Origin of the sequence: Achromobacter kerstersii (assembly GCF_902859595.1) — a bacterium.
Classification (GTDB): Bacteria; Pseudomonadota; Gammaproteobacteria; order Burkholderiales; family Burkholderiaceae_B; genus Achromobacter; species Achromobacter kerstersii.
Genome location: NZ_CADIJQ010000001.1, coordinates 1,956,813 through 1,972,353 on the forward strand (window position 1 = coordinate 1,956,813; position 15,541 = coordinate 1,972,353).

General features: G+C 64.1%; 16 protein-coding genes. 7 read left to right on the forward strand and 9 right to left on the reverse strand.

Going from position 1 to position 15,541, the window contains the following annotated elements; all coding sequences use genetic code 11:
* Positions 1–12 precede the first annotated feature (12 nt).
* The 7 genes from HV765_RS08665 (at position 13) to HV765_RS08695 (ending at position 5,512) form a co-directional block, all read left to right on the forward strand.
* Complete coding sequence (locus HV765_RS08665; protein ID WP_054424877.1) at positions 13–741, forward strand: helix-turn-helix domain-containing protein; 729 nt, start codon at positions 13–15, stop codon at positions 739–741.
* A 14-nt stretch (positions 742–755) separates the two neighbouring features.
* Positions 756–2,003 (forward strand): hypothetical protein, encoded by a 1,248-nt coding sequence (locus HV765_RS08670; protein ID WP_175169402.1) that lies wholly within the window; start codon positions 756–758, stop codon positions 2,001–2,003.
* A gap of 95 nt (positions 2,004–2,098) precedes the next feature.
* The gene (locus HV765_RS08675; RefSeq protein WP_175169403.1) at positions 2,099–3,400 is read left to right on the forward strand and encodes an MFS transporter; all 1,302 of its coding nucleotides are present in this window, start codon (positions 2,099–2,101) and stop codon (positions 3,398–3,400) included.
* 67 nt (positions 3,401–3,467) lie between these two features.
* A complete protein-coding gene (locus HV765_RS08680; protein WP_175169404.1) occupies positions 3,468–3,944 on the forward strand; it encodes an ArsR/SmtB family transcription factor in 477 nt (158 codons plus the stop codon).
* The gene (locus HV765_RS08685) at positions 3,830–4,294 is read left to right on the forward strand and encodes an SRPBCC family protein (RefSeq protein ID WP_175169569.1); all 465 of its coding nucleotides are present in this window, start codon (positions 3,830–3,832) and stop codon (positions 4,292–4,294) included. The genes HV765_RS08680 and HV765_RS08685 overlap by 115 nt, the downstream gene beginning before the upstream one ends.
* A 95-nt stretch (positions 4,295–4,389) precedes the next feature.
* The gene (locus HV765_RS08690) at positions 4,390–5,091 is read left to right on the forward strand and encodes a DUF899 domain-containing protein (protein WP_175169405.1); all 702 of its coding nucleotides are present in this window, start codon (positions 4,390–4,392) and stop codon (positions 5,089–5,091) included.
* Positions 5,042–5,512 carry a hypothetical protein gene (locus tag HV765_RS08695; RefSeq protein WP_254600500.1) on the forward strand — a complete coding sequence of 157 codons (471 nt, stop codon included), beginning with the start codon at positions 5,042–5,044 and terminating at the stop codon, positions 5,510–5,512. The genes HV765_RS08690 and HV765_RS08695 overlap by 50 nt, the downstream gene beginning before the upstream one ends.
* A 107-nt stretch (positions 5,513–5,619) precedes the next feature.
* On the opposite strand, the gene HV765_RS08700 is transcribed toward HV765_RS08695, so the two are convergent.
* From HV765_RS08700 to tssF, 9 genes are all read right to left on the reverse strand, one after another.
* Positions 5,620–5,955 (reverse strand): 2Fe-2S iron-sulfur cluster-binding protein, encoded by a 336-nt coding sequence (locus HV765_RS08700; protein WP_054424869.1) that lies wholly within the window; start codon positions 5,953–5,955, stop codon positions 5,620–5,622.
* A gap of 39 nt (positions 5,956–5,994) precedes the next feature.
* Positions 5,995–6,582 carry an NUDIX domain-containing protein gene (locus HV765_RS08705; protein ID WP_175169406.1) on the reverse strand — a complete coding sequence of 196 codons (588 nt, stop codon included), beginning with the start codon at positions 6,580–6,582 and terminating at the stop codon, positions 5,995–5,997.
* Positions 6,583–6,759: 177 nt separating this feature from the next.
* A complete protein-coding gene (locus HV765_RS08710; protein WP_054424864.1) occupies positions 6,760–8,013 on the reverse strand; it encodes an Hsp70 family protein in 1,254 nt (417 codons plus the stop codon).
* A gap of 94 nt (positions 8,014–8,107) precedes the next feature.
* A complete protein-coding gene (gene icmH / locus HV765_RS08715) occupies positions 8,108–8,935 on the reverse strand; it encodes a type IVB secretion system protein IcmH/DotU (RefSeq protein WP_175169407.1) in 828 nt (275 codons plus the stop codon).
* A 1-nt stretch (position 8,936) separates the two neighbouring features.
* The gene (tssK, locus tag HV765_RS08720) at positions 8,937–10,274 is read right to left on the reverse strand and encodes a type VI secretion system baseplate subunit TssK (RefSeq protein WP_175169408.1); all 1,338 of its coding nucleotides are present in this window, start codon (positions 10,272–10,274) and stop codon (positions 8,937–8,939) included.
* Complete coding sequence (gene tssJ / locus HV765_RS08725; protein ID WP_175169409.1) at positions 10,271–11,380, reverse strand: type VI secretion system lipoprotein TssJ; 1,110 nt, start codon at positions 11,378–11,380, stop codon at positions 10,271–10,273. Before tssJ ends, tssK begins: the two co-directional genes overlap by 4 nt.
* Positions 11,377–12,768 carry a type VI secretion system-associated FHA domain protein TagH gene (tagH, locus tag HV765_RS08730; protein WP_175169410.1) on the reverse strand — a complete coding sequence of 464 codons (1,392 nt, stop codon included), beginning with the start codon at positions 12,766–12,768 and terminating at the stop codon, positions 11,377–11,379. The genes tssJ and tagH overlap by 4 nt, the downstream gene beginning before the upstream one ends.
* Positions 12,765–13,784, reverse strand: a complete 1,020-nt coding sequence (tssG, locus tag HV765_RS08735) for a type VI secretion system baseplate subunit TssG (protein ID WP_175169411.1) — start codon at positions 13,782–13,784, stop codon at positions 12,765–12,767. The genes tagH and tssG overlap by 4 nt, the downstream gene beginning before the upstream one ends.
* Complete coding sequence (tssF, locus tag HV765_RS08740) at positions 13,748–15,514, reverse strand: type VI secretion system baseplate subunit TssF (RefSeq protein ID WP_054424856.1); 1,767 nt, start codon at positions 15,512–15,514, stop codon at positions 13,748–13,750. Before tssF ends, tssG begins: the two co-directional genes overlap by 37 nt.
* Positions 15,515–15,541: the final 27 nt, after the last annotated feature.

Here is a 15,541-nt window from a genome sequence, read left to right on the forward strand (position 1 = left end):
AGAGGTCATCGTATGCAAAAACGGGTTCCCGTTGCCCCTGATGCCGCCCACTGTTCCACCTGCATGTTGGGCCACGTGTGTGTTCCCGTGGGCATGGCTGCCGCCGAAGTGGAAAAGCTGGACGAGCTGGTGAAAGAGCGTGTGCGCCTGGAAAAGGGCAAAACGCTGTATTCGCTGGATCAACCGCTGGACGCCGTTTATGGCGTGCGTTTCGGCAGCATCAAGACTCAGCTCGAAGACGCCACCGGCCAGATTCAAATCACCGGTTTTCACCTGCCCGGCGAAATCGTCGGCATGGACGGCATGCTGGACAGCAAGCACGTGTCCGCCGCCGTGGCGCTGGAAGACTCCGAAGTCTGCGTCATCCGCCTGACCGAAGTCGACCGCGTCGCGACGCACCTGCCGTCGCTGCAACAGCAATTCCGCCGTCTGATGAGCCGCGAAATCACGCGTTCGCATCAGATGCTGGCGTCGCTGGGCTCGATGCGCTCTGAACAGCGCCTGGCCGCTTTCCTCCTGAACCTGTCGCAACGTTATGCCTCGCTGGGCTACTCGTCGACCGAGTTCGTGCTGCGCATGAGCCGCGAAGAAATCGGCAACTTCCTGGGCCTGACCTTGGAAACCGTCAGCCGATTGTTCTCGCGTTTCGCACGTGAGGGCCTGATCAAGATCAACCAGCGCGAAGTCCGCATCCTGGACTTGCCCGCGCTCAAGCAGCTGCTGGGTCACGAGGGCTGCTGATTACCCGCCGCGCCATGCGCCGCGCACCTGCCTCTTCCGTCTCCCACCGCTCCCACGCTACACACGCCGCAGCGCGCCGAGCGTCCGGGCGCCGGCTGGGTGCGGCGCTGGCCTTGATTGCCGTGCTCGCCCCCTGGGCCGCGCATGCGCAGACGCCGCTGCCTGACCCCTACGATTACGACGAGGCCGTGCCCGCGCCCAAACGCGCCGCGCCCTTGCGCTGGCAAACCGTAGAGCTGGGCAAACCCGGCCATAAATACAAAATTCCGGTCTACGCCAATCGCAATCTGACGAAAGACGACCTGCGCGACATCAAGCAGGTCATCGTCATCATCCACGGCGTCAAACGCGATGCCGACCGCTATTACGAAACCGCCGCCGAGCTGCTGACGCACAACCCCGACCGGGCGCGCGACACGCTGATTCTGGCGCCGCGCTTCTCCGGCTCCATTGATTCAGGGTTTGGCGGCATGGCCGCGTGGCGCAAGTCCAGCTGGGAAGACGGCGATGAAAGCGTGCAGGCCAGCGGCCGCCCCGCGCCCGTCTCGTCGTTCCAGGTGCTGGACGACCTGCTGCGCAGTCTGGACGACCGCAAGCGCCTGCCCACGCTGGCCAGCATCGTGCTGGCCGGGCACTCGGCCGGCGGCCAATTGGTGCAGCGCTATGCCGTGCTGAACAACGTCGACGGCCCGCTGCGGCGCGATGGCCTGGCCCTGCGCTACGTCATCGCCAACCCCTCGTCCTACCTGTACCTGACCAACGAACGGCCGCGCGCCGATGGCAAGGGCTACGCGCCCTACGAACGCGGCATCTGCCCCACCTACAACCAGTACAAGTACGGCACGGACAAGCTGCCCGCGTACGTATCCGCCTATGTGTCGGGGTCGGTATCTCCCAATGCGCGCGACACCGACGACACCCGGCTCTTTGTCCGCTACGCCGCGCGCGACGTCATCTATCTGCTGGGCGGCGCCGACAACAACCCCGAACACCGGCTGCTGGACAAGACCTGCGGCGCCGAAGCGCAAGGCGCCACGCGGCTGGCTCGCGGCACGGGCTACCTGCAATACGAATACGTGCTGGCCGCCCGTGGCCCCAAACCCGTCACGCTGCATCGCAGCAGCTTCGAAGTGGGCGGCGTGGGGCACGACAACGCGCGCATGTTCGGCTCGGTCTGCGGCGCACAAGCGCTGTTGGGCAGCGGCGCGCAAACAGGCGACCGCGCCGCCGCGTGCGACATCATCAAGCCGCGCGGCCGCTAAGCCTGACATTTTCCTGAATAACAACTATTTACCGGTGCTGCATTTCGCGCCGGGCAGGCGCAAGATACGTCAACGAGTTCCTCCCGAGAGCCGCTATGACGCAAACGTATCTCGACATGCCCGACGCAAAGCGCCGCATCAAGGCCATCTTCGTCGGCTCCATGGGCAACCTGGTTGAGTGGTACGACTTCTACGCCTACACCGCCTTCGCCCTGTACTTCGCCCCCGCCTTTTTCCCGTCGCACGATCCCGTCGTCCAGCAACTGAATGCCGCCACGCTGTTTGCGGCCGGCTTCATCGTGCGTCCGCTGGGCGGGTGGCTGTTCGGCCATATTGCCGACCGGCACGGGCGCCGAATATCGCTGATGGTGTCGGTGGTGATGATGTGCGTGGGCTCGCTGATCATCGCCGTCACGCCTACCTACGCCAGCATCGGTTTCGCCGCGCCCGCGCTGCTGGCGCTGGCCCGCGTGATCGAAGGCTTGAGCCTGGGCGGCGAGTACGGCGCCAGCGCCACCTACCTGACCGAGATCGCCGACCCCGAGCATCGCGGCTTTTATTCCAGCTTCCAGTACGTGACGCTGATCGGCGGACAGCTCTGCGCGATCCTGGTGCTGCTGCTCTTGCAGAACGTGTTCCTGACCCACGAACAACTGGTCGAATGGGGCTGGCGCATTCCCTTCGTGATCGGCGCCATGCTGGCGATTGTGACCGCGCTGATGCGGCGCGACATGCCCGAGACCGACTCGTACAAGGAAGCCCAGAAGACCAAGCCGAAAACGAGTTCGCTGCGCGGCCTGACGAAGTATCCGCGTGAAGTGGCCATCGTCGTCGGGCTGACCGCGGGCGGCACCGCGGCCTTCTACACGTTCACGACGTACATGCAGACCTTCGTGCGCCAGACGTCGGGCTTTTCCGACATCACCACCACCTACATCATCGCGGCCTCGCTCATCTTCGCCCTGATCCTGCAACCGCTGTATGGCGCGCTGTCGGACAAGGTCGGCCGCAAGCCGCTCCTGATCTTCTTCGGCGTGGCGGGCGCGCTGCTGACCGTGCCCATCCTGATGACCTTGTCGCATACGCGTTCGCCGTTCATCGCCTTCCTGCTGATCTGCGGCGCGTGGGTGTTCACGGCGGGCTACACGTCCATCAACGCGGTGGTGAAGGCCGAACTGTTCCCCACGAACATCCGCGCAACAGGCGTGGCCGTGCCTTACGCCGTGACCGTGTCCATCTTCGGCGGCACGGCCCCGGCCATTGCGCTGTTCTTCAAGCAGCAAGGGCATGAAGAGTGGTTCTACTACTACCTGGCCGGCGTGATCTTTGTGTCTCTGCTGGTCTACGCCACGATGCGCGACACCAAACATCAATCGGCCATGCACCGGCACGACTGAGCCCTTCGGGAAATTCCCAATGCTGCCGGCTTGACGCCGGCAGTTTTTCGGATCAATACTTAACCTTATGGTTAACTTAAACGACGACACGCTGGACAGCATCTTCTCCGCCCTGGCCGACGCCACCCGGCGGCGGGTACTGGCCGATCTGGAACAAGGCACGGCATCGGTCAGCGACCTGGCCCGGCCTCACGCCATGTCCCTGCCCGCCTTCCTGAAGCACTTGCGGGTGCTGGAAGACGCCGGGCTGATTGCCCGCGCCAAGGACGGCCGGGTCGTCAGCTGCACGCTGTCGCCCGAACCCATGCAGGCCGCATCCACCTGGCTGGCGCGCTACGAGAAGTTCTGGAATGGCCAACTGGATTCACTGGCCCGATACCTGTATCACGACGAGGAGATCCATCCATGGCCACCCAACGCCCCGAAGACATCCCCAGCCCCCACGGCACCTCTGGCAACGCCCCCCTTGAGCTCCGGCTCACCCGCCGCTTCACCGCGTCCGCCGAGCGCGTCTGGCGCGCCTGGACGGACCCGCAAGCGCTGATGCGCTGGTTCGGCCCCGCCGGCACCCAGCGCGTGCTGCTGGCGGAAACCGATGTGCGGGTGGGCGGCGTCTACCAGGTGGGCTTTGTCACCGACGACGGCCAGGCCCATTACGCCAGCGGCGTGTACCGCGAAGTCGAGCCCCAGCGCCGCTTGGTGTTCACCTGGGCCTGGCGCGACACCCCCGACGAAACCTCGTTGATCACCCTTGAATTGACCCCTGCGCAGGGCGGCACCGACCTCGCCTTCCTGCAAACCCCGTTTGTCGATCAAGCCACCCGTGACGGCCATGAAACCGGCTGGGCGGGCGCCATGGACCGGCTGGCGGACCATCTGGCAAGCGCAGTCTGACTTCACTTAAGCGCAGTCTGACTGCACTTTCTACGCACCGCTTGCCGCTTACCGTTCACGGGCCGCATTGGCCCGATCCAAGAAGGAGCCGCACCATGCAGACCCAACACGCCGTCGTATCCCGCCCCCAATGGGAGGCCGCCCGCGAGACCCTGCTCAGCCGTGAGAAAGCGCTGACCCGCAGCCAGGACGCGCTGGCCCGTGAACGCCTTGACCTGCCTTGGGTTCTGGTGAACAAGGCGTATCAATTTCAAAGCGCGCACGGGCCGCTCGGCCTGGCCGACCTGTTTGGCGGCAATAGCCAACTGATCATCTACCACTTCATGTATGGCCCGGACTGGGAAGAAGGCTGCGTGGGCTGCTCGTTTCTGGCCGACCACCTGGACAGCGCCATCACGCATCTGCGCCATCACGATGTGTCCGTCGTAGCCGTATCGCGCGCGCCATTCGCCAAGCTGGACGCCTTCAAGCGGCGCATGGGCTGGCGGTTTGACTGGCTGTCTTCCGAGGGCTGCGACTTCAATTTCGACATGCACGCGTCGGTGCCGCTTGCCGACGGCAGTGTCGAAGAACGCTCAGGCGCCAGCGCGTTTTTCCGTGACCCCGATGGCGAAATCTTCCACACCTATTCCGCCTTCGAGCGCGGCGTGGAACGGCTGGTTGGCGCGTACAACTATCTGGACTTCGCGCCGCTGGGACGCAACGAAAACGGCCCGCACTTCAACCTGGGCGACTGGGTGCGCCACCATGACCGGTACGACGACGCCAAGCCCGCCTCCTGCCACGCCTGCGCATAGCCCGGCGCGCGCGATGACGGCGCTGTGGCTGGCCTGTCTGGCGGCCATGGCGCTAGGCCTGTGGCTTGACACCCGCCAGACGCCTGCGGCGCTGCTCGCCAGTGAGTGCGGCGCGCCCGGAAGCCTGTGGGACATGGCATGGCGGCACACCACCCTCATGCCCGCCAGCAGCGCGGCGATGATGCTGGCCGCGCTGGCGCCCTGGCCGCGCCGGCATGCGCCAGCAGCTGGCCGGCGGTTGCTCTGCGCTGTGTTCATGGCGATCGGGATGGTGCTGGGCGCCCGCCTGGGTGCCATGGCGGCGCTTGCTTGGACCGCGCCGCCCTTCGCGGGCATGGTGATAGGCATGGCGGCCGGCATGGCGGCGGGCCTGTTACCGGCGGGGCTAGGCATTTGGAGGGGAGCCGGCCGGTTGCCGTAGGAGCGCTAGATAGCTCCGTGGCGCTGGATGCCGGCATGGCAAAAGATTGCTGCTTGGCGACAGATCGCCGCTTGGTACGGGATGCGTGCTTGATGCTGAATGCCGTCTTAGCGCCGAGCGCCCGTCAGCGGCCGATCAGCCGGCGTCACCGCCGGTTCGATTGGCGCGGCCAGCGGCGCCTGGATCTCAAGCGCCGAGACCGCACGCGCCACGCAGGGCAAGATCCAGCCCTCTTCTTTTTCGTCGCGCGACAGGCCTGGCCATTCGATCAGATAATCCACGGCCCCTTCCAGCAGCAAACACATGCAGGCCCGGCAAGTGCCGTTGCGGCATGAGCTCGGCAGCTTCACGCCCGCCGCTTGCGCGGCCATCAGCAAGGAAGTGTCTTCACCCGCGTCAAAGCGCAGGCCGGCGGGCTGGACCAGAACGGGAAAAGCGGCCATGGCGCAATCAGATAAGCGGAACGTGGACGCGGACGGCCGTCAGCCCGCGTTGTCCTGCCAGTCCAGCTTCCAGGCGCCCGACAGCACGTTCTGCATCCACAGCACGCACGTCAAGGTCTTGGCGTCGGTGACCTCGCCCTTGCTGCAAGCCGCCAGCAATTCGGCAGGGTCGGCGCTGATCACATCCAGGAATTCGTCCTGGTCCAGCTGGCGCGGCCCCGCGCGCAAGCCGCGGGCGAAGAAGATATGGATGATTTCTGTCGAGTAAGCGATAGCCAGGTGCAATGCCCCAGCATGCGCCCATTGATCGGCCGTATAGCCGGTTTCCTCAAGCAGTTCGCGCTTGCCGCACACCAGCGGGTCTTCGCCCGGGTCGAGCTTGCCAGCCGGAAATTCCGTCATGACGCGCCCGATGGGGTAGCGGAACTGGCGCTCCAGCAACACCCGGCCATCGTCCAGCAAGGGAATCACCACGACCGCGCCGGGATGCACGACGTACTCGCGCGTAGCCGTGTTGCCATTGGGCAGGCTGACCGTGTCGCGGCGGATCTTCAGGAAACTGCCCTCGTAGGGGGCTTCGCTGGTGACCAGCGTTTCAACAAGATGGGGTTCGGATGGGCGGGTCATGAGGGCGTGTCGGAATCGTAAACAACGCGCGGCGCAGCGCGGCGGGCACCAAGCCAAGGAGCTTACCATCTGCCTGGCGGGGTAACTGCTGCGCGCTGCCTGCTACTTGCTACTTGTTGCCTGCCGCATGCTGCTTGCTCCGTCACCCGCCACCCGCCGCCCTCGGCGTTGGGCCGATCAGTCGAACTTGCGGCGGGCGTCCAGCGCCAGACCGGCGCCGATGCTGCCAAACAGGTCCCCTTCCACGCTGCGCGCGCCCGGCACCAGTGCCGACACCGTTTCGCGCAAGCGCGGCACGCGGCTGGAGCCGCCGGTGAAGAACACCGTGTCCACGTCGGCCGTGGCCACGCCCGCATCGCGCAGCAGCGCGCCCACGGTGGTTTCGACCTTTTCGATCAGCCGGCCCACGCAGGCGTCAAACGACGGACGGGTCACGTCCACCCCAAGTTCCGGCGCGATGCGCGACAAATCAATGCGTGCCAACGGCGTTTCCGACAGCGCGATCTTGGCCTCTTCCACCTGCACCGCCACCCAGTGGCCGGCGCGCTGCTTGACCAGATTCAACAGCAGATCGATCTTCTCGCGGTCGCCGGCTTCAGCCCGGATGTACGCAAAGTGCTCTGCGGCCTTACGCGTGTAAGCCTGGTTGATCGTGTGCCAGCAAGCCAGGTTGCCGTACTGCGTGGACGGCACATCCTTGCCGCTGCGCAGTTGGCTGCCCAGACCCAGCAAGGGCATGACGTGCGCCAGGCTCAGTTGCTTGTCGAAATCCACCCCACCGATGTGGACACCGCCATAGGCCAGGATGTCTTCACGGCGATCCGCCTTGCCGGCGCGGTCCGGTCCCAGACGAATCAAAGAAAAGTCCGACGTACCGCCACCGATGTCGATGACCAGTACAAGCTCTTCCCGGTCAATCTGCGACTCGTAATCAAATGCGGCGGCCAGCGGCTCGAACTGGAATTCAATATCGGTGAAGCCGACGCTACGCGCAATTTCGCCCAGCGTGTCTTGCGCGGTCTGGTCGGCGGCGGTGTTGTCATCCACAAAGAACACCGGCCGGCCCAGCACCGCCCGCGTGAAATCCCGGCCAGCGGCGGTTTCGGCGCGCCGCTTCAATTCCGCGATAAAGCGCGTCAACAGCACACGAAACGGAATCGAACGCCCTTGCACTTCCGTGGACCCATCGATCAGCGAACTGCCCAACAGGCTTTTCATTGACCGCATCAAGCGCCCGTCGTAGCCCGCCAGATAGTCGGAAATGGCGGCGCGGCCATAGCTGACCTCGGCGTCTTCGTCATGAAAAAAAATGGCCGACGGCAAGGTGGTCTTGCCGTCTTCCAGGGCGAGGAGCGCGCGCTGGTCGGGGCGGCTCCAGCCTACGGTGGAGTTGGAGGTGCCGAAGTCGACGCCGCATGCGGAGGAAATCATGGAGAATTCTGGGGCTGAAAGCAAAACGGCGGACAAGTGTACTCGCTTCGAGCGGGCGAAGCGGTCATGACCCGTCCCCCACCCTGCCAATTGTTCAATTCTTCAAAATGCCGTCCAACGCATGCAGGACGACATCCGTCGTGCTTCCCAGGTTCAGCGCAAAGGCGGCGTACACCCCCGAGAGCACGACCAGTGCGCTGGCCCAGGGTGTCCACCACGGCCATTGGCGTCCCACCCGATAGCGGCGCGATGCGATGTTGGCGTCGGCGTCGGTCAGCGACTCTGGCGTGTCTCCGCGCAGCTCGCGCAAGATGCGGTGAAGCTTGACGAGGATGGTCTGCAACGCATCGTTCTGGTTGTGCTGCAACCCGTACTTGCCCTTGAACCCCAGGCACAGGCACAGGTATTTGAATTCCAGGACGTCGCGGTATCGGGCGGGGTCCATCATCATGCGCGACAGCACCGTGAAGAACTTCTCGCCTCCCCAGGTCTCGCTATGGTTGACGCTCAGCAACGAGCGCTCGGCCCAGATCGAGTTGGACCCCCATGCGGTTCCCATCACCGCTTCATCGATGAACGTACACAGCGCATATCGATACGCCAATTGCGTCGCGCTGTCATAGCCGTGCTGGCGGATTTCTTCGTCCAGCGCGGATATCTGGTCCCGCACCGTGGAATACAGCTTGCCGATGGATTCGTAGTTGGTCATCTTGCGTACGCGGATCACCATGCCGAAGAGTGGCAAGGCTGCATCCACCAACGGGTTGTAGCCATGGCCCCGAAGCTGAAACGCCAGGTCTTCGTCCGTATCGAGGTTTTGAATGGTGTTGAAGCCGATCTGTTCTTTGTCGTGGACGGCTGCCGTTACGCTCGTGCGCAGGAATTCGGCTTCGCCGCGCTCGGCGGTAGAGGTCGTGTTCATGTCATTGGCTCCTGATGGCCCACAGCTGCAGCTCCAGCTCGGGGTAGTCGCCGGCAATATGCAGGCCGAAGCCCGCCGTATCCCGAAGCATCTGCCACGAAGGATGGCTGCGGTCGAACTGGAAATAGGTAAAGCCGGCATGGAACGGCAGGTGGCGCGGCGCGACCGGCAGCGGCTGCAGCGGGATGCCGGGCAGTTGCAGGCTGACGAGCTCGCCCAGCTTTTCCATCGAGGCCACCTTGGCCTGCTGCATGAACTGCTGACGCAACCGGTCAAGCGGCATGCGGGCGCGCACGGCCAGAACGAAATCCGCGTCTGCGTACAGGCTGCGGTCGTGCACCGCCGCGGTCAGCACGCCGTACTGCTGGCGTTCGATCGGCAGCGACACGGCGCGCGGCTGCAACACGGTGCTGAGCGTGCGCCGCAAGGTGTCCTCAAGCATGCGGAACGATTGGCGGGGATCGTCGTGCCGATAGGCCGGATATTCCTGCGGCAGCCGCCCTTCGTCGGTGAATGTGACCAGTTCGCCGCAGGCCTGGCTAAACGCGATGTAGAGCTGCTCGGGGTGCAGATGGCGCAGGCGCGACAAGTGCAGAAACCACGGATGCAGCCGGTTCAACGCCAGCAGCAGATTGAAGTCCGTTACGTCCGCCACGCCGGCCTGCCCGGGCGAGCCGATGCGTTCGGCAATGTTCTTCGCGCGTTCCCGCATCAGGCCGGCGATTTCCCCCAAGTAGCGTTTCAACGGCGGGATCGCATTGATGGACATGCCCGTGGGGTAGAACGCGTCGTCCAGCAGCAGGCTGCCGTCAGGCCGACGGTCCAGCAGCCGGCACAACGCCATGCCGGTAAATGCGCTGCGGTCTTCACGCTCGAGCGTCAGCTGCAAGTTCGGGGCGGCCAGATCCATCGACACGTAATCGCCTTCGTGGCTATGCGTGTCGCGCACCTCTTCGCTACGCGTCACGTAGCGCGCATTGGCGTAGGTGTCTGGCCATTGCACTTCCAGCACGCCGTCCGAGCGCAGCGGCAAGGTCAGGTAGACGGTCTGATTGACGGATGAGGTATCGGTCACCGCCAGTGGTGTCGGCGGCGGCTGATCGTTCGGGATGTCGAACACCGTGCCATCAGGCATGACGCCGCGCGCGCGCACGATGGCGATCTTGCCAAAGCTCAGGTATTCCTGGTTCAGCTCCAGCTCGCTCAAGCCATAGAGATGCTCACTGACGCCCGCAATGCGTTGGTTGGCATGGTGTTCAAGCGCGCGGGTCTGCTGCTGGAAGTGCTGGGGCTTGACGAACAGCCCTTCACTCCAGATAACGGGATTGCGGGAGGTCATGGTTGGGATCTCGGTTGCGGCGGACGGTAGCTTTCATCGGTGATGGCCACGCGGTTGCCATGCAGCGTCATCAGCAAGGCGTAGCGCCGGCCCGTGGGCTCCAGCCGGAATGCGTGCTTCCAGACCGCGCCATTCGGATCATGGAAGTCGGCGATGATCGCCACATAGCGGGTGGCGGGTTCGATCCGGGCGAAGTCAATGAACTTGAACTGGCCGGGTTGCAGCACGTAATCGTCTTCAACCACATAGGTGCTGCCCAGCGCCTTCTTCAAATCCTTGGCCAGCTGGTCCGGGTCGGCGTTCAGCAGCAGGGAATCGTCTTTCAGTTGAAGCACCTTGAACGCAATCGGGGTGGGCGCGCCGCGCGGCGCGGGCGTGGGTTCCATGGTTGGGAGGCTGTGCGCGCGGCTGTACTGCCCCAAGCCCAGCCCGGCGGCCTCGTCGGACTCGCCGGCCCCGCTGAACTCGTTGGACGCGCTGGACATGCCAAATCCGCCCTGCCCGCCAAGACTTTCTGACCCGCCCATGCCTTTCGGTCCTGGCGCGGCCAATCCGCCCAGCGGCAGCGGCACCCCCGAGAACCCCTGCTCGATTACCTGCTTGCCCGCGCCAAACTGCCGGCCCGGCACGAAGTGCTCTGACACGCCTATCGCCAGCAACAGGTCCAGCTTCGCCACGGCATCCGCCGCGCCAGGTTCTGCGGCGGTTTCACCCGGCATGCGCTGGATCGTCGATGGGCCGGTGTCCACCCGCCGCAACGGATGCAACGAAGGCCGGCCCTCTTCCAGTTCGTCCAGCAATCCGCGCAGATGCTCGATCAGCTCTTCGCGATTCCCGCTATTGAGCTTGACCTCGTAAGGCCCCGCTTCCCGGTTCGACGGCGGCGCTGCGGATTCGGGTTCTTCATCGGGCATGCTTGCCGGGTTGGGATTGACGTCTGCCGCCGCGTACAGGCTGAGCCCGATGAGCGACAGCTGTTCGTCGGGTGGCCCGATCTGGATGGACGGGTCCATCAGCACCATCCCTGTCTTCGTCACCACATCGGCAACCGTGCCACACGCCGCCAGCAGCGTTGTCGCCAGCAAAGCAGGAACCATCCGCTTCATTCGGCCTCCACCCGCAAAGCCCGGTCGTAGGCTTGTTCAAACACTTCCCAGAACAGCTTCTCGAACCCTCGTTGACGTGCTGACGCCAACTCGTCGTAGTAGTGCGTATACATGCCCCATGCCCAATCGTCGGCGGCCGGCGCATCTTGATCAGGGCGGTAGCGGCGAAAGCACTGCATCAGCACCGACGGCGCAAAGGCGCGTAACAACGCTTGAAGACCTGCTTCGATCGCCTGTGTGACCGCGTCGTGATGCGTGCGCAACTGCGCCAGACTTTCGTCGACCGCATCTTTGGGAGACAGGTGCACCACACTGCGATTGGCGGCGAACATTGCCCGCACGGTGTCGGCGTAGCTTTGGCCCAGGCGCAGCGGGTTGTCTTCAATGGGCTGCAAGCTGCGTCCCAGCAATTTGCGCGGCGCAGCCGAACCCGCCTGGTCCGCATACAACCCGGCGATGCCCTTGATGGCCGCATTCAGCGCCTGGCCGGCTTCCAGCAGCAGCGCCTGCCCCGCTTGCGGGTCAAGCGGCCCCAACGGAACGTCCAGGCCTTGCATCAATGCATCCACAGCGTCGGTGGGGTCTCCCGCCATGGCCTGCCGGTTGCGCAATCGATAGGGGGACCCAGTGCGGGTTCCGCTGTGGGTTCCGCTGTGGACATCGGGTCGGTCATGTGACTTCGGCATACGGGAATCTCCAGGAAATGGCAGGGGCGTTCCGGTCACGGCTTCAAACCGGGTCGAGGCAAGATCAGCCTGGGTCGGGGCCAAGGCGCCGCCGCGGCGCACATCCCAAGGGTCCATCACGACAGGCGGGAGTTCGCTTGTGCGCTCGGCCGCGTCCAAGGCACGCAAGGGGTCGGTGTCCGCGCGAGCGTCGTGCGGCGCGCTCAGGGCCTGGTAGGTGGCATCCAGGGGGGCCGACACGTGCTCGGTTTCAAAGACATAGGCGCCAGTCGGCAAGCCGTCATGGCCGTCCGCCGCGTTGCTTAACAATTCGCCAACCCCGTATTGCGCCAGATGCCGCCCCGGCTCCAGCAGCTCTTGATGGGGATCGTGCAAATGCACGGCGACACGGTAAGGGCCGATGTGCAAGACGTCGCCATCCCGCAACTTCGCCATCACCAGAGCGCCCAGTGGCTCGTTGGCATCGTTGACGCGCGTTTTCCCGCTGCGGTCAACGATGCAGAACGCGGCGTCTTCATAGCGGATTTCGCAGTGGATGCGCTCGATGCGGCCCGCCTGGTCGGTCAGCGCCCAATCGGCGCCCTCGCCGCCGATGGTTCCGCCCGCGGCATCAAAGCCGTGCCGGGGCGTGCTGCCATGTTGCAGGTGTTCGGGGTTGGCGACCACAAGCGCCAGCCGGCTCGGAAGCGATTCGGGTTTCATAGACGGGCCTTTATGCGAACGATGAACGGCCGGCGCGCCGCCGTGTGCTGGACGAAGCTTGTCCAGCCCAGATGCGCGCCGGTGTCGCGCCCCAGATTGAACGGCGGCACCTGGTCATGCCGTAACCCCAGTTCAAGGTCATAGGCCGCGGGGTCGCGCAGCAGAAAATCGATCAGCTTGCGCAAGCGTTCGAAGTTCTCGCCGCTAGGCAGGAACTCCCGGAAACGCGATTGATCCAGGTTGGAAATAACAATCGAAAACTTGCTGTAGCGGGTGCGGACGCGGCTGCCGATGACAAAGCTGTCGCCCAGGACACCATTGCGCCGCCCCAGCCCCAAGCGCTGCGGCTCGGCCACATGCATGTAGCGCAGCTCGAACTCGCGCACTTGCACCTGCTTCAAGTCGAAGCAATGCGAAACGATGCCCGCCACCACCTGCGGTGAACGGCTGCGGCTGGCGATCACGCCCGCGTAGCTCAGCAGGCGGCTCCAGGGAATCGGCGTCACGCCGCGCAGCTCAACGTCACCCAAGCCCACCATGGCAAACACATAACGCGAGAAGCGATCGTGCGCCTCGCGGCGAAAGCGCACGTAGTAGCGGTATTTGCGCCAGGCTTGATGCAGCAGCGTCAGCAGGCGATGGTTGAAGAAATCCAGGAACGCGGGTCGAATGCCGACGCCTTGGCCGTATTCGTATGCCAGCCGGTCCAGGTAGTAGCCCGGCAGGGGCGAGTCCGGGCCATGCATGCCGAAGAACGTGGCCTGCACGTGATAGTGGCTGCGGGCGCCTTCAGGCATGCGTTCGGCCACCGCCACATCCGACGCCGGAAACCCCAGCCCCGCATAGCTGCTCAGGCGGACACGCTGATGCTCGGGCTCGTGGGTGTCCCGGGATTCCAGGTCATCTTCGTGCAGGCCGTGCAGTTGCTCAAGCAACCTGAAGAAGTCATAGTTCTTCGCACTGGCCAGCAGAAGGTCCGCTAGATCAGCGGTTGTTTTCCGGTCTGCAATGGCCATTCGTAGTGCTCGTTATTGCCGGTGTTGGTGGCTTCCAGCAGGTGAAAGGAATTGATGCTTGCGTACAGCGCAAAGAAATGGCTTAGCACCGTGCCGAACAGGTAGAGGTCTCCTTCACACAGGAACGCGGCAGGGTCGAGCTTCAAACGCGTTTTCAGCCCGCGTATGGGCAGCCCCTTCATCAACAGATCGGCCGGCTGCGTCACGGCATCGCCGATGCCGTCCAGGCGCTTGCTGCCGGCGCGCGCGTGCTGAATGTCATGCAGCGCCGCAAAGTCGTAGGCGCGCAGCACGGCCTTCAAGGGTTCGGTCGACAGCAACGACAGGTAGTTCAGCGACAGATTCGAGATCAGCGTCCACTGCAGCGCGCCGTCCAACACGGGCCGGTAAGGCGGGGTGGGCCGGGTGATGTTGGTGTAGGTGGCGAAGGTGGGCGTCGTCTGGGTCTGCACACAGATGTCGCCCACGCCGAGCGCCAGCGGCAAATCGCGGTTGGTGCAGGTCAGCGCCAACGACACGGTTTCATCCTCGTCGATGTAATCGGTTTCGTCGCCCCGAATGAAGGCAATGCGGTGCACAACGCCCTCTTCGCTCATCGCGTTCTCGATCCGGCTGCGGTAGTACAGCGCGCTGCGTCCCTGCGCATGTTCGATTTCGTGTTGCAGGGATTCAAAGGGATGAAACGTGCGCAGAAAGCGACCGCGCTGTCCGTCCGCCACCCGCTGCCAGCCGGTGACATCGTCAATACTGAAGATCTCGTAGGCGCCGGGGTCTTGCCCGCCCGGCATCAGCCGTTGATCTACCGCCCGTCCGTTCAAGTTGATGGGTTCGGCGTCTTGCTCGAACAGGTTGACGGCGGGCGCGCAATACAAGGACAAGTCGTTTGGGCGCAGCCGGATGTCAACCGGCATGGGCCGGTTGAAATGGAATTCGAAGCGCACGCGCTGCGTGGTGCCTTCGGGCCATAGCGCGCGCAGGCCAGCCAAGCTGAAGAACAGAAACCGCCTCGGGAAGATGAAATATTCCTGAAGAATCCGATAGCCGTCGAATACGTTCTTGGGATACGGCAACAAGGACTCTTCGGGCGAGAACCCGGGAAACGTCACCTGCCTGGCGGACAGCGTTCGCGTTTGGCCGCCGATCTCCAGCCGGATTTCGCCCAGATAGCGAGACAGCCACAGGTACATCGTCAACGCGGTGGTGTCGTCGCCGCTCAGGTGGAAATCAAGCTTGTCGCAGTCAAACGTATCGATGGCGTTGCCAGCGATGGGTTCAAGATCCACGCGCAGGATGGATTTCTCGCGCGTGTGGGCATCGCTGACGTCAACGATATGCAGCGGATAAATCACCACATCCGTGCTGATCCGGAACTGGCAACGCGTGCCGTCCACGGGGCGCGACAACACGCGCGTGCCCTTCGGGATGACTTGACGCGTCGTGATGGCGCGTTCCACCGGGTCGAACCGCATGATCGTCGCGCTGGGCAAGGGCCGTAAGTAGTTGGGCCACAGCAGCTGCAATAACGAATGGGTGAGTTCGGGCAGGTCGTCTTCAATCTTCAGGCGCAGCTTGGCCGTCAGAAACGCAAACCCTTCCAGCAGCCGCTCGACATCCGGGTCGGCAGCCTCGTCCCCCAGGAATTGCGACAGCTGCGGGTTGTCGCGCGCGAACTCGCGTCCGAGCCTGCGCAGATAGTCGATCTCCTCGCGGAATTTTCCTCGCAACGGCATGTTTTCCTGCCTCCGTGGCCCACAGGG